The organism is Paludibacterium purpuratum (assembly GCF_004363805.1).
Classification (GTDB): Bacteria; Pseudomonadota; Gammaproteobacteria; order Burkholderiales; family Chromobacteriaceae; genus Paludibacterium; species Paludibacterium purpuratum.
Genome location: NZ_SNZP01000015.1, coordinates 98456 through 117904 on the forward strand (window position 1 = coordinate 98456; position 19449 = coordinate 117904).

At 61.1% G+C, this 19449-nt stretch carries 17 protein-coding genes; 6 read left to right on the plus strand and 11 right to left on the minus strand.

The annotated features are described in order from the left end of the window. Window positions 1–438: 438 nt before the first annotated feature. Window positions 439–3213 (plus strand): magnesium-translocating P-type ATPase, encoded by a 2775-nt coding sequence (gene mgtA, locus DFP86_RS16700; RefSeq protein ID WP_133683360.1) that lies wholly within the window; start codon window positions 439–441, stop codon window positions 3211–3213. 86 nt (window positions 3214–3299) lie between these two features. Here the strand turns inward: mgtA and DFP86_RS16705 are convergent, their stop codons facing one another. From DFP86_RS16705 to DFP86_RS16735, 7 genes are all read right to left on the minus strand, one after another. Then, complete coding sequence (locus DFP86_RS16705; RefSeq protein WP_133683362.1) at window positions 3300–3506, minus strand: hypothetical protein; 207 nt, start codon at window positions 3504–3506, stop codon at window positions 3300–3302. 238 nt (window positions 3507–3744) lie between these two features. Continuing rightward, window positions 3745–4680, minus strand: a complete 936-nt coding sequence (locus DFP86_RS16710; protein ID WP_133683364.1) for an ornithine cyclodeaminase family protein — start codon at window positions 4678–4680, stop codon at window positions 3745–3747. Further along, window positions 4677–5633 carry a threonine/serine dehydratase gene (locus DFP86_RS16715; protein WP_133683366.1) on the minus strand — a complete coding sequence of 319 codons (957 nt, stop codon included), beginning with the start codon at window positions 5631–5633 and terminating at the stop codon, window positions 4677–4679. Before DFP86_RS16715 ends, DFP86_RS16710 begins: the two co-directional genes overlap by 4 nt. Beyond that, window positions 5630–6241, minus strand: coding sequence for a helix-turn-helix transcriptional regulator (locus tag DFP86_RS16720; RefSeq protein ID WP_133683368.1), 612 nt, complete (start codon window positions 6239–6241; stop codon window positions 5630–5632). The genes DFP86_RS16715 and DFP86_RS16720 overlap by 4 nt, the downstream gene beginning before the upstream one ends. A 193-nt stretch (window positions 6242–6434) precedes the next feature. Next, a complete protein-coding gene (locus tag DFP86_RS16725) occupies window positions 6435–6650 on the minus strand; it encodes a hypothetical protein (protein WP_133683370.1) in 216 nt (71 codons plus the stop codon). Further along, window positions 6647–6913, minus strand: coding sequence for a hypothetical protein (locus DFP86_RS16730; protein WP_133683372.1), 267 nt, complete (start codon window positions 6911–6913; stop codon window positions 6647–6649). Before DFP86_RS16730 ends, DFP86_RS16725 begins: the two co-directional genes overlap by 4 nt. A gap of 86 nt (window positions 6914–6999) precedes the next feature. Beyond that, entirely contained in the window at window positions 7000–7749 is a 750-nt protein-coding gene (locus DFP86_RS16735; protein WP_133683374.1) for a M48 family metalloprotease, read from the minus strand. A gap of 163 nt (window positions 7750–7912) precedes the next feature. Here DFP86_RS16735 and DFP86_RS16740 point away from each other — a divergent pair, with 163 nt between their 5' ends. The 3 genes from DFP86_RS16740 to DFP86_RS16750 all read left to right on the plus strand — a co-directional run bounded on the left by DFP86_RS16740 (window position 7913) and on the right by DFP86_RS16750 (window position 11033). Next, window positions 7913–9016 carry a PfkB family carbohydrate kinase gene (locus tag DFP86_RS16740; RefSeq protein ID WP_133683376.1) on the plus strand — a complete coding sequence of 368 codons (1104 nt, stop codon included), beginning with the start codon at window positions 7913–7915 and terminating at the stop codon, window positions 9014–9016. Next, on the plus strand, window positions 9013–9936 hold the full coding sequence (locus tag DFP86_RS16745; RefSeq protein WP_133683379.1) for a pseudouridine-5'-phosphate glycosidase: 924 nt from the start codon (window positions 9013–9015) through the stop codon (window positions 9934–9936). The genes DFP86_RS16740 and DFP86_RS16745 overlap by 4 nt, the downstream gene beginning before the upstream one ends. A gap of 203 nt (window positions 9937–10139) precedes the next feature. Then, window positions 10140–11033 (plus strand): calcium-binding protein, encoded by an 894-nt coding sequence (locus DFP86_RS16750; protein ID WP_133683381.1) that lies wholly within the window; start codon window positions 10140–10142, stop codon window positions 11031–11033. Window positions 11034–11073: 40 nt separating this feature from the next. Here DFP86_RS16750 and DFP86_RS16755 read toward each other — a convergent pair whose 3' ends face one another. From DFP86_RS16755 to DFP86_RS16770, 4 genes are all read right to left on the minus strand, one after another. Beyond that, entirely contained in the window at window positions 11074–11649 is a 576-nt protein-coding gene (locus DFP86_RS16755) for a DNA-3-methyladenine glycosylase I (RefSeq protein WP_133683383.1), read from the minus strand. Window positions 11650–11798: 149 nt separating this feature from the next. Continuing rightward, on the minus strand, window positions 11799–13379 hold the full coding sequence (gene ahpF / locus DFP86_RS16760) for an alkyl hydroperoxide reductase subunit F (protein WP_243729425.1): 1581 nt from the start codon (window positions 13377–13379) through the stop codon (window positions 11799–11801). 114 nt (window positions 13380–13493) lie between these two features. After that, window positions 13494–14063: an alkyl hydroperoxide reductase subunit C gene (gene ahpC / locus DFP86_RS16765; RefSeq protein ID WP_133683385.1), complete on the minus strand. Its 570-nt coding sequence runs from the start codon at window positions 14061–14063 to the stop codon at window positions 13494–13496. Between the two features lie 117 nt (window positions 14064–14180). Then, window positions 14181–15221, minus strand: coding sequence for an FUSC family protein (locus tag DFP86_RS16770; RefSeq protein WP_133683387.1), 1041 nt, complete (start codon window positions 15219–15221; stop codon window positions 14181–14183). A gap of 226 nt (window positions 15222–15447) precedes the next feature. Here DFP86_RS16770 and DFP86_RS16775 point away from each other — a divergent pair, with 226 nt between their 5' ends. Together DFP86_RS16775 and DFP86_RS16780 are read left to right on the plus strand one after the other, a co-directional pair. Further along, window positions 15448–17430, plus strand: coding sequence for an FAD-dependent oxidoreductase (locus tag DFP86_RS16775; RefSeq protein WP_133683389.1), 1983 nt, complete (start codon window positions 15448–15450; stop codon window positions 17428–17430). Window positions 17431–17440: 10 nt separating this feature from the next. Beyond that, window positions 17441–19234: a [FeFe] hydrogenase, group A gene (locus DFP86_RS16780; protein WP_133683391.1), complete on the plus strand. Its 1794-nt coding sequence runs from the start codon at window positions 17441–17443 to the stop codon at window positions 19232–19234. Window positions 19235–19449 lie beyond the last annotated feature (215 nt).

A 19449-nucleotide genomic window follows, 5' to 3' on the forward strand; every position in this document is an offset into this window, starting at 1 on the left:
GTGTACAGTCTTGTCGGCGGCGGCGAGCCACCGATACCTGCAACCCTGACCTGATTCGTTCCGCCGCCACAGTTGTGGTCGCACAAGCGCTTATCGCCTTGTCCGGCGGGTCAGGGTATGGACCGGCACGTTCTGCCTGACCTCCCGAGACAGGAGTGATTCCATGTTATCCGACGAACCTGAACCCCGACCCGGGATTCGGGACGACAAGCACGAAAAGGAAATTGTGGCCGACAACGCGCGGCCGCCTTGAACGGCATTGCCGTTGTTTTTGCCATTTCCAGTTTTCCTTTTCCTGTTTTTCTCCTGAATAAACCCCATTAAATATTTCATGCCCTGTCATTTAAATGTGACTGGAGGGTGTTTTATTGTCTGCCATTTTATATGTCGAATGGCGCCGCTATTCCGTTGCCGATAAAAACGGAATGGGAGAAATTCATGCATCGTCATCAGCCTCCGCGCACCCGGTATCAACGCGGCTTCCTCGCCTTGTGGGGTAAGAAATCGGCCAAGCGCCCCGATCTGGGGCAAAAGGAACAGATTCAGGCCCGTATCGCCAGGGAAACCGCAACCTCCATCGAAGAAACCCTGCAACATCTCGCAAGCCATCCGGATGGTTTGACCGAGCGCCAGGCTAGTTTGCGCCTTGAGCGATATGGCCTGAACGAAGTGTTGCACGACAAACCGCCGCACCCGTTGCGCCAGTTGCTGCAAGCCTTCAATAACCCTTTCGTCATCGTGTTGATCGTGTTGGGCGTGCTCAGCTATGTCATGGATGTGGCCACTGCCGCGCCGGGCGATCAGGATTGGACCAAGGTCATCATCCTTGCCGCGATGATCTCGATCAGTGGTCTATTGCGTTTCTGGCAGGAATTCCGCTCGGCCAAAGCCGCTGACCAGCTCAAGTCGCTGGTGCGCAATACCGCGACCGTGTTGCGCCGGATGGACGCCTGGAGCAAGCCGGTCCGGCACGAAATCGCCATGACCGAACTGGTGGTCGGCGACGTCGTGCATTTGCAAGCGGGCGATATGATCCCGGCGGATATCCGGCTGCTGCATTCGCGCGATTTGTTCATCAGTCAGGCGGCACTGACCGGCGAGGCCCTGCCGGTGGAGAAGTACGACACCCTGGGTGCCGTAATCGGTAAATCGGCTGTGGCCCGCACGGGGGGCGCCGCGAATCTGCTGGATGCGCCAAATGTTTGTTTCATGGGCACCAACGTCGTCAGCGGAACCGCACAGGCCGTGGTCGTGGCCACCGGCACCGATACCTATTTCGGTGCGCTGGCCCGCAATGTGGTGCACCACAAGCGCATCGAAACCAGTTTCGATAAAGGCGTGAACAGCGTGTCCTGGCTGTTGATCCGTTTCATGCTGGTCATGGTGCCGGTGGTCTTTCTGATCAACGGCCTCACCAAGGGGGACTGGGTCTCGGCACTGACCTTCGCCCTGGCCGTCGCAGTGGGATTGACACCGGAAATGCTGCCGATGATCGTATCGGCCAACCTGGCCAAGGGCGCCGTGGCCATGGCGCGTCGCAAGGTGGTGGTCAAGCGTCTCAACGCCGTGCAGAACTTCGGCGCCATGGATGTGCTGTGTACCGACAAGACCGGCACGTTGACCCAGGACAAGATCATTCTGGAACATCACTACGATGTGGCCGGCAACCGCGACGACGAAGTGCTGCGCCTGGCTTGGCTCAACAGCCATCACCAGAGCGGCGTGAAGAATCTGATGGATATTGCCATCGTCGAGCACGCCAATCGCCAGGATGAGCATTTCCGCCAAGGGCATTTCCACAAAGTCGACGAATTGCCTTTCGACTTCATTCGGCGTCGTCTATCGGTCATTTTGGCCGACTCGGCGGGCAGGCATTGCATGATCGCCAAAGGCGCGGTGGAAGAAATGCTGGCGGTGGCCAGCCATATCCGCGACGCCGGTGGCATCCGTCCGCTGACCATGGCCGATCGCAGCCGGTTGCTGCAGCAAAGCCAGGCGTTCAACGATGAGGGCTATCGCGTGTTGTTGCTGGCGACCCGCGACATCCCCATCGACGAGCAGAAGGATAACTACCGCACAGCAGACGAAAATGGGCTGGTGGTGCGCGGGTTCCTGACCTTCCTCGACCCGCCGAAGGATTCCGCAGAGCCCGCCATCCGCGCGCTGCAAGAATACGGCGTGGCGGTCAAAGTGTTGACCGGCGACAACGCGATTATTACCGCCAAGGTGTGCCGCGAAGTGGGCCTGGAGCCGGGCACACCGTTGCTGGGCAGCGAGATCGATGCGCTGAGCGACGAAGCCTTGTGCTTGCTTGTGCGGGAGACCACCGTGTTCGCCAAGCTGACGCCGCTGCAAAAGGCCCGCGTCGTCAAGGCGCTGCAGGCCAATGGCCATACCGTCGGCTTTCTCGGCGACGGCATCAACGACGCGCCGGCGCTACGCGACGCCGACGTCGGCATCTCGGTCGATAGCGGTGCCGACATCGCCAAGGAGACGGCCGACATCATTTTGCTGGAAAAGAGCCTGATGGTATTGGAGGAGGGTGTCATCAAAGGACGAGAAACCTTCGGCAACATCCTCAAGTACCTGAACATGACGGCCAGTTCCAACTTCGGCAATGTGTTCTCCGTCTTGGTGGCTTCCGCCTTCTTGCCCTGGGAGCCCATGCTGGCGCTGCAAATGCTGATCCAGAACCTGGTTTACGATATTTCGCAAATGCTGCTGCCTTGGGACAAGATGGATCCGGAATTTCTCAAGCGGCCGCGCAAGTGGGAAGCCGGCAACATCAAACGCTTCATGTTGTGGCTCGGGCCGACCTCTTCGGTGTTCGACATCACGACCTATATCCTGATGTGGAGCGTATTCGGCGCCGGCGCGGCCTGGATGGCGCACGGCGGCACCGCCGGACAGGAAGTCATGAATTCAGGCTGGTTCATTGAAGGCCTGGTTTCGCAAACGCTGGTGGTTCATATGCTGCGCACGCGCAAGATCCCGTTCGTGCAAAGTATGGCGGCTTTGCCGGTCATGCTGTCGACCAGCATCGCCATCGCCATTGCCTGCTATCTGCCTTTCTCGCCGCTGGGCCAGGCCTTCGGCTTCATCCGGCTCGATCCGTCCTACTTCGGCTGGCTGGCCGCTACCATGGCGGGCTATCTGTTGCTGACCCAGGTGGTGAAACAGATCTACATCCGTCGTTATCGCGAGTGGTTCTGATCGCCGCGGGAGGAAGCGTCTGAGCAAAAGCGCCGCAAACTTCGCGGCGTTTTTGCTTTGTCGCATCTAGGTGCAAGACGAACGCTTTACGGTTGGTAGCATGCCATGATTTTTTTCAGCACGCGCGCATCCTCTGCTGTTCCCCGTCCCTCGATGATGGCGCGCATGGCTGCTTGGCCGTGCCGGGCGATCGATTGCTCGGTACATGCTACGTCGATTTCCGCCGCGGAAGCGGTACAGTGTAGTCCTACGCCGAAAACGAACGCTCCGCAGATTAAGTGCATCCGGTGCATGATTTCTCCTTCACTGAATGATGAATGACGCTCTTGGAATCAATGCTCGCCGCGTTTCGCGCGGCAGGAGGTTTGGCCTGACGCACCCAGGTAAGTTCTGGCTGTCGGCGGGCGAAGAGGTGCGCTATTGGACAGGTCAATGGTCTGAGCTCGTCCCGATTAAAAGCACCTCGCCACAAAAACAGGCCCAACCGCAAACGATGCGATTGGGCCTGTTTGACGATCAAGGCGACTACGATCAGACCAAAATACTCTTGGCGATCTGCACATCCTGAATGGCCAGGCCGGTCAAATCGGTGATGGTGATCTGCGACTGGTTTTGCCGTCCCGGGTGTTTGCCGGCGAAGATCTGTCCGAGTTCGACCAGCAGCTCTTTGGCAAGCAGCCCCGCTTTGACGGCGCGGGATACTTCGCCATAAGCCGCACACTGGCTGACGGCATCCACCGTGACCAGATCGGCCCGGGCCACCAGTTCGGTGGCGAGTTCCTGCTTGCCTTCGTCGTCGGCGCCCACTGCATTGATATGCGTGCCGGGCTGTATCCATTCGGACTGCAGAATGGGCTGGGTCGACGGGGTGCAGGTCACGATCAACTGGCATGCTCGGGCCAGCGGTTCGGCATCCAGCGTGCCGTGGATCCGGTAGCCCTTGGCCGCAAACTCGTGCTCGAATTGGTCGAGCGCGTCCTGCGTATGACCCCATACCCATACCGTGCGGCATGGGGTGACGGTTTGCAGCGCTTCCAGTTGCAGTCTGGCCTGCATGCCGGTGCCGACAATGCCGATCGCGTCGATTTTTTGCGGCGCCAATGCGGCGGCGGCCAGCGCCCCGGCCAGGGCGGTACGCAGCCCGGTCAGCCACCCTTCGTCCAGGAGCAACGCGGCGGGCTCACCCGTCAGTGCGGAGAAAGCCATCATCAGGCCTTGGTTATTGGCCAGGCCTTGCTTTGCGTTCCGGTAGAACCCGGATGCGACCTTGACGACGAACAGTTCGTCGCCTTCCAAATAGCCCGATTTTACGCAGCAATCGCCATGCGCTTCTTTGAATAGAAAATGCTGAACCGGCGGGAGTTGGACGTGCCCCTCGGAATAAGCGATGAAACCTTGCTTAATCATCGCGGCGGCTTTGGCCGGGTTATACAGCGCTAGAATCTGATCTTTATTGAGGATTTTCATTGCACTGCCCCGATAAATTTACTCAGCACAATATTCCGACCGCACAATACCACGCCCACTTTCTTGCCTTTGAACCGAGCCGCCGTTTGCAACATGCCGCCCAAGGCGACGCCGGCGGCGCCCTCTACCATCCAGCGGTCGGTTTGCGCCAGCAGCTTCATTGCAGCCTTGATGTCGTCTTCCGGCACCAAGACCGTCTGATCGATCACTTGCTGGCAAATATCAAAAGTGACCGCGCCCGGTTCGACGCCGCCGGCGGTGCCGTCCGAAATGGTGTCCGTTTCGTAGACTTCGATGATCTTGCCGGCCTGAAGGCAGGCATACAGACTGGTGGCATTGGCCGGCCAGCAGCCGATGACCTGGGTGGCGGGGGATAGCTGTTTGAATGCCGTGCCGACGCCGGAAATCAAACCGCCGCCGCCGACCGCAACGAAAACGGCATCCAAATCCGGGCATTGCTCGAACATCTCCAGGGCGGTGGTGCCCTGTCCGGCAATGACGTCCAAGTCGTTGTAAGGCGAAATAAAGGTCTTGCCTTGCGCCTCTGCGTGCTGCCGACCCAATATTTCGGCTTGCAGCGCATCGCCTTTAACCAGCACGACGGCGCTGCCATAGGCGCGAATGGCATCCAGTTTGGTGGCTGAAGCGGTCTCCGGCGCATAGACCGTGACGGCTACGCCCAGTTTCTGGCCGGCCAGTGCGACTGCCTGGCCATGGTTGCCCGAAGAGGCGGTGATGACGCCCTTTTGCTTGGCTGCATCGTCCAACACCGCCAGCTTGTTGCTGGCGCCTCTGAATTTGAACGAACCGGTCGCTTGCAGGTGCTCGCATTTCAAGTACACCTCGCATCCGGTCAGTGCAGAGAGTGCGGGGCTGTGGTCAAGCGGCGTGACGCGTACTTGGGGGCGAATCGCCTGGTGGGCTTCAACAATGTGGTCGAATAGCCTTTTCATGATGACTCCTTACTTTCTTTCAAATATTTAAAAACCGTGGCTCGCCCCATGTTGAGAATGCTGGCCACATAGTTGGCCGCACTCTTGCCACGAAATGCCCCTTGCCCATGCAATGCAATCACCAGTTCCCGTTTTTGCTCGCGCGCGAGAATGGATAGGCTGAGCTGATGCTCTTGTAGCCAAGTGTGTACATACGCGTTGATTCGTTCCTGCCAGTCGTCGCGAAACAATTCCTCCGGCTGGGGTTCGAGTTTCGTGCCGGCGAGAAAGAGATCCAGTGCCGCGCGGGCATTGGCAAAAACCGTGACGTCGAGGTTGATGCACAGCAAACCTTCGGCTGCGCCCGAATGATCCTTCAGCATGACGCTGATCGAGTGCAGCGTTCGGCCATCCCAGTTGAGCTTGGTGTACGGCCCGATGACATCGCGCCCCTCGGTGGTTCCCAAGGTGTCCAGCCCCGAGTTGTCGCCGATCGAACGCTTGGAAAAATTGTTGGCGACGTAAACAACCGTTTGGCTCTTCAGGTCGTGCAACACGACTTCCGCGTAGGGGTAGAGCAAAGCGGCGATGGCATCTGCCATTGGCTGGTGCTTTTGTATGAGTTCCATAAAATAGTCTCCTGAGTCTTTTTTAGACTTTATAGTCTATTATGTCAACGATATTATGCGGCAGCCGTAAAAATAGGATTGTTGCGTGGACCAAACTGTCTACGTTGGCGCTGGCTGCAGCAGTGGTGCGAAGAGGCGGGGGTAAGGCCAAGGAGAAGGCCTGGGGCGCGGGTGTCCCCAGGTTGGCTGGGTGTCAGCTCTTATCCTCTAGCTGGCGGGTCGGGTATGCGGTGCGAATGCCGGCCAATTCCATGGCGGTTTCCCATTTCGCTTCGAGCCGGGTGATGCGACGGTCGTGCTGGCGCAGCTCTTCCGCCACCGATTTGAGGCTGTCGCCCACGCGCTTGACGTCGTCCGACAATCTAAGTGCTTCACGGATGGCGGTGATGGCATCCTTGACGGCGCTCATGCCGCTTTCTCCTGTTGTTGGTCGGTTTCATCCAGCGCTTGCCGCACGGCGCGCAATCCTTCTTCCAGCGAGCGCCGGGCCGTGTCGACGGCGGCCGACAGTTCGGCGGCCATATCCGCCAGCAGAACCTCGTCGTCCGATGGCGCGTTTTGGCAGCGACGACGCACCAGCTCGGAGACGCTGATGCCTTCCTTGAGTGCTTCTTGCGCCAGGAATGCCTTGAATTCTGGCGAGCCGAGTACGGTGATGCGTTCGGTTTTCATTGGCTGAGCCTTGAGGGTTTCGATATGAGTATGTGTATGATCATTATAATATTATGGCGCGGCGGCACAATCCCCGTCGGCCGGCATCAGGGCGCGGCGCCGACCAGTTGCTGCAGGTGCGCCAGTCGGTCGCTGCTGGCCGGGTGATCCGCCAGCCAGCTGTGGTCGTCGCTCAGGGTCTGGATCTTGCTCATGGCGCTGAGCGCGCCTTGCAGCTTGAAGCCATGCAGCCGCAGGAAATGCACGCCGTACTCGTCGGCCTCTGTTTCTTCCGATTGCGAGAATTGGGCGTGTAGCAAGGTTTCCGCCAGATCGCCGACTGCGGACTGCGATAGTTGAACGGCGGCCTGGTTGCCGGTTGCCGCGGCGGCGTCGCGTAACGCCGATGTGGCGTAGGCGAGTTGCAACTGCTTGCGCGTGTGACCGAGTCGCGCATGACCGATCTCGTGACCGAGCACAAAACGCAGTTCGTCGTCGTTCATCATGTCCATCAAGCCGGAATACACCCGTACCGAGCCGTCGGCCGAGCAGGAGGCATTGACGTCTTTGGTCAGGTACACCTTGAAATTCAACGCCAATCCATCTTCGTTCTGGAAGTCGCGCGTCACGCGCGCCAGCCGCTTGCTGTACGGGTTCGAAGGCGGAGCGACGTGGTTTTTGGCATCGGTCGCGTGTATCGAGTCAAGCGCCAGCGTGCGTGCGTTGTCGTCGGAAAGCGTACTGGCGGTCAGCAGTTTGAGGGCGGCGCCGATGGCGCTGGTCAAGTCGACGGCTTGCGCCGGCCAGGCCGGCAGTAGCAGGAGGCAGCAGGGCAGAATCAGTCGGGCAAGTTTCATGACGAGTATTGAAGCGGCTCAATGTATAGGGTTGAAAAAGTATATTGGATAATTCATATGACGTAACTGTTGGCTTGATCCATGTCACGCCTACTAGCTTGACCCAAGGCGGTGGAAGTTCTAGTATGCAGACAAATGTTTGAGTAACGGACAAAAGTTTGCCATGACCGAACGAGAGCAAGAAATCCTGGCGCTGCTGCGGCAAGATCCGCTGATTCCACAGCAGCAGTTGGCCGATCAGCTCGGCATCAGCCGGTCGGCAGTGGCCGGCCACATCATGAACTTGATGCAAAAGGGGCTGATTCTCGGCAAAGGCTATATCTTGGCGCAGCAACGCTATGTGGTGCTGCTTGGCGGCGCCAATATGGATATTCGCGGCAGCACGCCGGCGCCGCTGCGCTTTGCCGATTCCAATCCTGGTCGCGTCAGTTGCTCGCCAGGTGGCGTGGCGCGCAATATCGCCGAAAATCTGGCCCGGCTCGGTGCCGACTGCCGCTTGATCAGTTGCGTCGGCGACGATCTCTATGGCCGCTCGCTACTGGAGGCCACCCAACGATCCGGCGTCGATGTGCGCCCGTGCCTGGTGCTGCCCGATGCCGTTACTTCCACCTACCTATCTATTCATGGGCCGGATGGCGATATGTCGATCGCCATCAACGACATGGAAATCCTGGCGCGGCTGGATGCCGGCACCTTGGCGCCACAGCGCGAGTTGGTCAGGCATGCCGGCCTGATCGTTGCCGATACCAACCTTTCTTCGGAGGCGCTGGCCTGGTTGTTTGCCGAGGCGCGCGACACGCCGGTGTTCGTCGATACCGTGTCGGCGTTCAAGGCCGAGCGCATCCGCCCGTGGCTGGCGCAGATCCATACCCTCAAGCCCAATCGGCTCGAAGCCGCCACCTTATCCGGTTTGCCGCTCGACACCGCGCACGATGTGCCGGCGGTGGCCGATTGGTTCCACCGCCAAGGCGTGCGCCAGTTGGTATTGAGCATGGGCGGCGACGGCGTGTTCTTCAGTAATGGCGCCGAGCAGGGCTGGAGTCCATCGCCGACGGTGGAGATCGTCAATGCCACCGGTGCCGGCGACGCGCTGATGGCCGGCCTGGCGTGGGGTTGGCTGCAGGAAATGCTGCTGCCCGACACGCTGCGCTTGGCGCAAGCCTGCGCGGCATTGACTTTGAGCTGTGCCGCCACCAATAACCCGACCCTATCGCTGGCAGCCGTCCAGCATCTGACTCGAACCTTGACTCAAATGGAGCCCTCATGACGCAACACAGCTATTTGGACATTCATCCAGAAGTCGCCGCCGCCGTCGCGGCCAACCGGCCGGTAGTGGCGCTGGAGTCCACCATCATCTCGCACGGCATGCCGTATCCGCAGAACGTGGAAACCGCGTTGCGCGTCGAGGCGGAAGTGCGCGCGCACGGCGCGGTACCGGCGACCATCGCCATTATCAATGGCCGGCTCAAGGCCGGTCTCGCCCCGGAGGAAATCGAACACCTGGGCAAGACCGGGCGCGAGGTGGCCAAGGTCAGCCGTCGCGATCTGCCGTTCATCGTGGCGCGTCATCAAACTGGCGCCACCACGGTGGCCTCGACCATGATCATTGCCGCCATGGCCGGTATCCGGGTGTTCGCCACGGGCGGTATCGGCGGTGTGCATCGCGGTGCACAGCAGAGTTTCGATATCTCGGCCGACTTGCAGGAGCTGGCTCAAACACCGGTGGCCGTGGTGTGCGCCGGCGCCAAGTCGATCCTCGACTTGGGTTTGACGCTGGAGTACCTGGAAACCAATGGCGTGCCGGTGGTGGGTTACCAGACCGATAAGTTGCCGGCTTTCTTTACGCGAGAAAGCGCTTTCGGCGTCGACTACCGGTTGGACGAGCCGGGCGAGATCGCCGCGGCGATGCGAGCCAAGTGGGCGATGGCGTTGCAGGGTGGCATGGTGATCGCCAATCCGATTCCGCACGAATACGCGATGCCGTCCGCCGCTATCGACGCCGCCATCGAGCAAGCACTGGGCGAGGCCGAGGCGCAAGGCGTGGTCGGTAAGGCGTCCACCCCGTTCCTGTTGGCGCGTGTGTGCGAATTGACCGGTGGCAATAGCTTGGCGGCCAATATCCAATTGGTGCTGAACAATGCGCGCTTGGCTTCCGCAATCGCGCGCGAATACTGTGTGCTTGGCTAGATCCGTCTGCTGTTGGAGGGCGCCGCGAATTTTCGTGGCGCCCTTGTCTATTCGGTGATGACTGTCGGTTAGCGCTTGGCGATGTCGTCGGCACTGGCTGAAGTTGTCAAGAAAGGCCCGCCCGTGCTTGATGGCCGCCCGACCCATTGTTTAGTATTTCATTTCTTTTCTTTGAAACGAAACTTAACAATGGAGGTTGTCTCATGGCTAACAGTCACCGCAACGAGAACGCCGCTCACGGCGCCCGCAACGTTATGAAGGTAGATTACGTGACTGGGAAAGTGGGGGCCTTGGTCGGCAGCGAGGGGGATGACGACCTGGAAGGTGCCGCCGGCATCGATCACTTGCACGGAAAGGGCGGCAATGACCGCTTGTTTGGTTATGGTGGGAACGACCACCTGTTTGGCGGTGCTGGCAACGACCAGTTGTTTGGCGGCGATGGCGATGATTACCTGAACGGGGACGAAGGCGATGATCTTTTGGAGGGCGGCGCAGGCGCGGATCGATTAAATGGTGGGGCGGGTAACGACATCTTGCGTGGCGGCGCGGGCAACGACTCGCTTTCCGGCGATGCGGGAGACGACGAGCTGTATGGCGACGACGGCGAAGACGCACTGTATGGTTGCGCCGGAAAAGATCGGTTATTCGGCGGCGCCGGCAATGATGCTTTACACGGCGGTGGGGATGACGATTACCTCGATGGCGGCGCTGGCGATGACATTCTGATCGGCGGCCTGGGCGATGACGTGCTGACCGGCGGAGCGGGGCGCGATAGCTTTACATGGGAACATGCGCTCCTGCGCTGGAAATCGGGCGAGCGCGATGTGATCAAGGACTTCGTTCTGGACGAGGACAAGCTGCAATTTCTGCAAGGGGCCGAGGCTTGGGCAGCGACAGGCAGGAGGCCGCATATCACGACGGGGCTCTCGCTCTCTTTGTCCACGGAAGGCGACGATACGGTACTGCATATTACGTCTTCGCGCGGCAGCAACGAAATCGTCTTCGAGAATACCGATTTGCTGCAAGGCGGTAGTCTGTCGGAGGCGGAGGTGCTGCAACGCCTGTTCGATAACGGCGCCCCTGCGGTCATGTGGTAGTTAGACGGCTCCGCCAAAAAGCGGCCAGGTGGCCGCTTTTTTATGTGTTGGCGGTACCTGGGTACAGGTAGCAACCCGGTGCGTGGTCGTTGACGACTCCGGTGGCCTGTAGGTAGGCGTAGATGATGGTCGAGCCGACAAAACGCATGCCGGCCTTCTTCAGCTCGCGGCTGATTTGATCGGAGAGCGGAGAGGTCGCCAGGTGCTGGCGAAGGCCTGCCGGGCGCAGTACCGGTTGGCCCGCGACGTGATCCCATAACCAGCGCGAAAACGAGCCGTGCTGCGCCTGCATGGCGAGAAACGCCCGGGCGTTGTCGCGCGTGCTTGCCACTTTTAGGCGGTTGCGGATGATGCCGGGGTCTTGCAGCGCCTGTTCCAGCTCCGAGTCGGTCATGGCGGCCACCCGTACCGGGTCGAAGTGGTGGAACACACGACGATAACCTTCGCGTCGCTTGAGAATGGTAATCCACGATAAGCCGGCCTGCGCGCCTTCCAGAATCAACATTTCGAACAGATGGCGGTCGTCGTGCTGCGGTCGGCCCCATTCCTCGTCGTGATAAGCCTGGTAGAGCGGGTCGTCGCCACACCAGCTGCAACGGGTCGGTTCGGTCGTCATATGCGCTCCAGGGTATTCGAATGGCGTAGTAGTTTCGCCCGAGTTGCCCGGTTTGGCAATGAACTAAAAAGCCGCCCGGGTGGGGCGGCGGTAGGATCGGCTTCCGCCGCGAAGGTATCGTGCCCGGCCAATCGCGGTTGAAATCGCTCCTACGGGTGGCGGATCAGGTAGTCGAAGGCCCCCAGGCTCGCCTTGGCGCCTTCGCCCATGGCGATGACGATCTGCTTGAACGGCACGGTGGTGGCGTCGCCGGCGGCGAAGATACCGGGCGCCGAGGTCTGGCCACGAGCGTCGACCTCGATTTCGCCGCGTGCGCTCAGTGTCAGGGTGTCCTTCAGCCAGTCGGTGTTTGGCAGCAGGCCGATCTGCACGAAGATGCCTTCCAGTTCGATGGTGCGGTCGCGGTCAGTGGTGCGATCGCGATAGACCAGGCCGGTCACCTTTTGACCGTCGCCCAGCACTTCGCGTGTCTGTGCCGATTTGATGATCGTGACGTTAGGCAGACTGGCGAGCTTGGCTTGCAGCACCGCATCGGCGCGCAGCGTGTCGGCGAATTCCAGCAAGGTGACGTGCGAGACGATGCCGGCCAGGTCGATGGCCGCCTCCACGCCGGAGTTGCCGCCACCGATCACCGCCACGCGCTTGCCCTTGAACAGCGGGCCATCGCAATGCGGGCAGAAGGCCACGCCGCGGTTCTTGTACTCAGCTTCGCCGGGTACGTTCATTTCGCGCCAGCGCGCACCGGTGGCCAGGATCACCGCCCGGCTCTTGAGCACCGCGCCGCTTTCCAAATGGACCTCGGCCAGTCGGCCGTCCTGTGCCGGCACCAGTTTCTTGGCGCGCTGCAGATTGATGACGTCGACGTCGTAGTCCTTGACGTGCTGCTCCAGCGCCACGCCCAGTTTCGGCCCTTCGGTGCGGCTGACCGAGATGAAGTTTTCGATGGCCAGCGTGTCGAGCACCTGGCCGCCGAAGCGCTCGGCCACCACCCCGGTGCGAATGCCCTTGCGCGCGGCATAGATCGCTGCCGCCGAGCCGGCCGGGCCGCCACCGACTACCAGTACTTCGAACGGCTCGGCATCTTGCAGCCGTGCCCGGGCGCGCTCGGCGCTGGCGTCGTTGTCGACCTTGGCCAGAATCTCTTCCAGTCCCATACGGCCGTTGCCGAACGGTTGACCGTTCAGGTAGACGGCCGGTACCCCCATGATCTGCCGGGCTTCGACTTCGTCCTGGAACAAGGCGCCATCGATCATCACGCTGGTGACCGACGGGTTGTTCAATGCCATCAGGTTCAGCGCCTGTACGACGTCCGGGCAGTTGTGGCAGCTAAGCGAAATGAACACTTCGAAGTTGAGCGGTCCGGTCAGTTCACCGATTTGCTCTAACAATGCGGCGTCTACCTTGGCCGGGTGGCCACCGGTCTGCAGTAGCGCCAGCACCAGCGAGGTGAATTCGTGGCCCAGCGGAATGCCGGCGAAGACGATGCGGCCTGGCGCCTCGGGACGGCCGACGCGGAAGGATGGGCGACGCACGTCCTGGCCGTCGCTCTTGAGCGTGACCAGCGGCGACAAGGCGGCGATTTCTTGCAGCAACTCGAACATTTCGCGCGATTTGGCGCTGTCGTCCAGCGAGGCGATGAGTTCGACCGGTTGAACCAGGCGGGTCAGATAGTTTTGCAATTGGTTTTTGATGTTGGCGTCGAGCATGGTGTTCTCCAGTGCGGTTTGCATGTCAATGGCACGGGCAAGGCGCGGGCCTTGCCGCTGCCATCGGCGGGTGCCGCCGGGGTGCGAGGCCCCGGCGGGCGTAGGGTGCGTTCGCGAAGCAACGCACCAACGACTGCTTTAGATCTTGCCGACCAGATCCAGCGACGGAGCCAGGGTGGCTTCGCCTTCCTTCCACTTGGCCGGGCAGACTTCACCCGGGTGGCTGGCGACGTATTGCGCGGCCTTGACCTTGCGCAGCAGCTCGCTGGCGTCGCGGCCGATGCCGCCGGCGTTGATCTCGATGATCTGGATCTTGCCTTCCGGGTCGATGACGAAGGTGCCGCGTTCGGCCAGGCCTTCTTCTTCGATCATCACGCCGAAGTTGCGCGACAGCGTGCCGGTCGGATCGCCCAGCATCGGGTACTGGATTTTGCGGATGGTGTCCGAGCTGTCGTGCCAGGCCTTGTGGGTGAAGTGGGTGTCGGTCGAAACCGAGTAGATTTCCACGCCCATCTTCTGGAATTCGGCGTAATTGTCGGCCAGGTCGCCCAGCTCGGTCGGGCAGACGAAGGTGAAGTCGGCCGGGTAGAAGAAGACCACCGACCACTTGCCTTTCAGGTCGGCGTCGGAAACCGGCGCGAAGTTGCCGTTGTGGAAGGCGGTGGTGTTGAAGGGCTTGATTTCGGTGTTGATCAGCGAGGTGGACATCGTGTTTCTCCTATCGGGTTGAGCAAGTTCGGCGTTTGCCGTCGTGTTGCTATGCATGATATGGAGAAACTATTGATGCGTATATTTGATTGTATTTAATCTATCGATTGGCCTTGGCTATCGCCGTTTCGCGCGCCGTCCTTCGCGCGGCAGCCAAGGTTGCAAGCGGATGTAGATCAGGGCGCCGAGGCCCGCGATGGCGCAACCGACGATGGAGTTCTCCACCCGGGCGATGGCAAGCAGGGTCGATGCCTGCGGATAACCGAAGTCGAGCAAGACCATGACCAATGCGGTGATCGGTACCACGGCCATCCAGTAGCTGCGGTTGAGCAGCAGGGCGGTGCCGGCGCCCAGTAGCACCGAAATCAGCGCAAGCCACGTGTCGTCGTGACACCAGGTCAGTACCGCCCAGCCGACCAAGGAGCCCAAGAGCGAGCCCGCCAAGCGCTGGATCAGCTTGGCGATGCTCAATTGCGGGTCGTAGACCGTGACGATGGCGATGGTCAGCGGCACCCAGTAGGCGCGGGTCAAACCCAGGCCGTAGCCGACGGCGTAGCCGGCCAGGATCTTGCTGGCGAAGTAGAAGGTGAAATAGCCGTTGCTATGGCGCCGGCGCAGGAGGCGGCTGATGGCTTCGAACAGCATCGGCCCGAACTGTTTTTCCGGGCGGCCGGCGAGCCATCGGTCGATCAGCACCGACAAGATGCCGGTCAGACCGCCCAAGAGCAGGTAGGTGCCGGCCAGCGGCGACAGCCGCGGATCGCTGTTGCCGAACAGAAAGGCGATCAGCCAGTACTTGCTCATCAACTCGACCGAAGTGCCGGTACCCTGCAGCCAGCCGGCCAACAAAGAGAATGCCAGCAGGAAGGCCAGCGGCGCACCCGGCACCCAGCGGCCGACGTAACCGGCGATGCCGCACAACAGCATGCCCACCGTCATATAGACGATGGCGACCAGGCGCTCGGCGGTCGGCCCGCCGTTGTCGACGAACATCGAGTACAAACCGGCGACGCCGCCGTAGACCGCCGGCAGAAATTCGCCGCGCCAGATGGCGATGAACAGCGGCAGGCCGATGGCGATGGACACGCGCAGTGCGCGACGCCAATTGGGCGGCTGGTTGCGGTCGAAGGTCAGGGTTTGGCTAAGCAGCGTGCGCATCGGTATGGACGATTTTGTATGGTGTTCGGTGCGGCACAGTAAAACAAAAGCGCTGCCGAGGAAAGCCCTGGCGCGGCTGGGATCATAAGCCTTGTGGCATATCAACAAAATCGCTAACCCGCTGGCCTATGATTTGTGGCAAAGCTGTCCGGTTTGGCGCGTGCGCTGCCGGTTTTCTCGGCTGTCGTGCCCCTCGCGAGTTAACTTTCCCCCGAAAGGGTTTTCCATGACTTATCCGCTATACGGGATATGGGATGGCAAGCGGTATGACTATCGCCGCAAGGCGCCAGCCGAGCCGGTTACGGTGGTCGCCGGGCTTGAGGCGCTGATGCCTGACAATCCCACGCGTGCTTTCATCGCCGACCGCGGTTTCCTGGTGTTCGACGGCGGGGCCAACCTGGCCCAAGTCTTCCTACAGCACATGACGCGCGCGGCGCAGGAGTCCTGCGGCCGCTGTACGCCGTGCCGCGTCGGTACGCAGCGTTTGCGCGACCTGTTGCATGTCTTTGCCTACGACGAAGCCGGCACCGAGGTGCTGGATGAAATGGAGGCGCTGGCGCTGCAGGTCACCGAGACCTCGCTGTGCGGCATGGGCCAGACCTGTGCTAAGGCGTTGTGGCAGGCGCTACGCGAGTTTCGCGACCAATTCCGCCCGCTGACGGTGGCGCAGTGCGCGCAAACGCCAGGCCATTTCAGCTATACCACCGCGCCTTGTATCGAAGTGTGTCCGTCCAAGGTGGATGTGCCCAAGTACATCGATGGCGTCAAGGGCGGCAAATTCGACTATGCGCTGGGCGTGGTGCTGGAAAAATACTCGATGGCCGCCACCTGCGGCCGTGTTTGCGTGCGTTTCTGCGAAGACGCCTGCCGCCGCAAGGCGGTGGACGGGCCGGTCGGTATCCGCATGCTCAAGCGCTATGCCGCCGACGTGGCTTTGTCGGGCGGTAAGGCGCTGGAAATTCCGTTGCCTGACGTCCGGCGCGATGAGCGCGTGGCGGTGATCGGCGCCGGGCCGGCCGGTATCACCTGTGCCTACAAGCTGTTGCTCGACGGCTTCCAGGTCGACCTGTTCGATGCGCAGAAGTCGGCCGGCGGCATGGCCTCGGTCGGGATTCCGAGTTACCGCCTGCCCAAGGACGTCCTCAAGGCGGAAACCGAAACCCTGATCCGCCATCTGGGCGGTCGCTTCTTCTTCGACAAGGCACTCGGCCGCGACTTCACCTTGGACGAGTTGTGGGCGCAGGGCTATCGGGCGATCTTCCTGGGTTATGGCGCCAGCCAAGGCACGCTGCTTGGCGTGAAGAACGAAGATCCGTCGCTGGCGGGCTATGTGTCCGGCGTCGATTTTCTGCTCAAGGTGCATAAATTCGTCGAATACGGTTTGCCGTACGACGTGACCGGCGACGTGGTGGTGGTCGGCGGCGGTAACGTTGCGATGGACTGCGTGCGCTCGGCCAAACGCATGGGCGCGCGCTCGGTGCATCTGGTCTATCGCCGTACTGTCGAGGATATGCCGGCCGAGCGCGATGAAGTGATCGCCTGCGGCCAGGAGGGCATCCATTTCCACTGCCTGAGCAATCCGTCGTCGTTGGTGATCGAAAATGGTCGGGTGGTGGGGGTGGAACTGCTGACCATGCGCCAAACCGAGCTCGACGCGCGCGGCCGGCGCGGGGTCGAACCGGTGCCGGGCACCGAACACGTGATGCCTTGCGACTTGGTGGTCGCCGCCATCGGTCAGCAGGTCGACCGGGCGGTGTTGCGACCCGAAGACGGCATTCAGCTCGATAAGTGGCACTGCATCACGGTCAATCCGGATACGCTGGAAACGACCCGGCGTGGCGTTTTTGCCGGTGGCGACTGCGTACTCGGCCCATTGACCCTGGTCAACGCGCTGGATCATGGTGACCGGGCGGCGGCCAGTATCCGCGAATACCTGCTGACCGGCGATGTCGTCATCAAGCCCGAGGCGCGCATGCAGCAACTGCTGGCGGCCAACAAGCTGCTGCTTGACGAGCCGGTGGCGGTGCCGCCGTCGCCGCGCGAGCGGGCGCATGTGCCGGAGTTGCCGGCCGAGACGCGAGTGCGCCATTTCAAAGAAGTGGATGGCTGTCTGAGCAAAGCGGCCGCCTACGAAGAAGCCAAGCGCTGCCTGCGTTGCTATCGCGTTTATTCGCTTTCGACCGCGCGCCCGCTGGCGCACGCCGAGTAAGGAGGCCGCCATGCAAGCATCGATCAATGGACAAAGTTACCAGTTCAAGCCCGGGCAGACCATTTTGCAGGTGGCGCGCGAGCACGACATCTTTATTCCGACACTGTGCGAGCTCAACGATATCGACCACGCGCCCGGCACGTGCCGGGTCTGTCTGGTGGAAGTGCAGGCGGACGGCGTGCCCACGCGCTACTTGACCGCTTGCGATACCCCGCTGCAGGAGGGGTGGCAGGTGCTGACACGCAGTGCCAAAGTACAAGAGATGCGGCGCCTGCAGTTGGAAATGACCATGGCCGATCATCATCAGTCATGCTCGACCTGTAAACGCAACGGCAATTGCGAGCTGCTGGCGGTCGCTAACTCGGTCGGTTTGACCGAGGTGCGCTTCCACTACACGCAGGGATGGGAGAACGACGAGCCGGTGGACGAGGGACAGGCGATCATCTACGACCGTAGTCGTTGTATTCGCTGTCAGCGTTGCGTGGCGGTGTGCCGTAACGTGCAAAACATCGATTCGCTGGAGTTGGCCGGATGGGGGAGTACCGCCGGTATTCGCCTCAAGGGCGGTTCGGTCGAGCCGTCGCCCTGCGTGACTTGCGGTCAGTGCGTGATGGTCTGTCCGACCGGCGCGCTGTCGGAGCGCGACCAGACCCAGGAGGTGCTGGATTATCTGGCCGATCCGGCCATCACCACGGTGTTCCAGATGGCGCCGGCCATTCGTGTCGGCTTCGGCGAGGAGTTCGGCTTGCCGCCGGGACTCAATGTCGAGGGGCAGATCATCGCCGCGCTGCGCAAGCTCGGCGCCGACATCATTCTCGATACCAACTTCGGCGCCGACGTGGTGATCATGGAGGAGGGTACGGAACTCTTGGGCCGGCTGCGCCAAAAGAAAAGCCCGACTTTTACCTCCTGTTGTCCGGCCTGGATCACCTTCATCGAGAAACACTATCCGGACATGCGCCCCATGTTGTCGTCGACGCGCTCGCCGCAGCAGACGTTGGGCGTGATCGCCAAGACCTATCTGGCCGAACGGCGCGGCATCGAGCCCGCGAACATGCGCGTGGTGTCGATCATGCCGTGCACGGCCAAGAAGGAAGAGGCGCGCCGGCCGGAGCTCGGTCACGACGGTCGGCCGGATGTGGACGTCGTACTGACCATGCGCGAGTTCGCCCATCTGCTGCGGCGCGAAGGGATTGATCTCAAGCATATGGAGCCATCGGCCTACGACGATCCGTATATGAGCGAGTACTCCGGCGCCGGCGCGATTTTCGCCACCACCGGCGGGGTGATGGAGGCGGCGTTACGCACGATGTACTACGTGGTCAACGGCAAAGAGCTGGAGCATGTGGAAATCGGTCAATTGCGCGGCTTCGAGAACGTGCGCACCGCACACGTCAACCTTGGCGGAGAGTTCGGCGAGATCAAAGTGGCGATGTGCCACGGGCTGAAAGGCACGCGGGAATTGGTGGAGGAGATCCGTGCCGGGCGCATGGATTTCGACTTCGTCGAAGTCATGGCCTGCCCGGGCGGCTGTGTCGACGGCGGCGGCACGTTGCGTTCCAAGAAGGCGTACCTGCCGTACGCGCTCAAGCGTCGAGCCACGCTGTACGACATCGATCGCCACACCAAGGCGCGCCAGTCGCACAACAACCAGCAGGTGCAGCGCTTGTATGCCGAATTCCTGGGGGCGCCGCACTCGGAGAAGGCGCACCACCTGCTGCATACCAGCTATCGCGACCGCAGTTGTGTCCGTCCGGCCGACATCGAGGCGGCCTGGGACGAACAGGCGGAAGAAGGCAAGTAGGCGCAGCTGTAGGGTGCGTTCGCGTAGGATGCGTTCGCGAAGCAACGCATCAACCTCTGTATCTGCATGGCGGGTTGCCTTCGGCGAACCCACCCTACGAAAATTCATCCACGGCCGCTTTGAACTGACCCCAATAAGTTGGACAGTTTGCTGCTAGGCTTGCCAGGCCTGAGTTCTGTACCTTACAGGACTCAGGCCTTTTAGCTTGAGCTTGA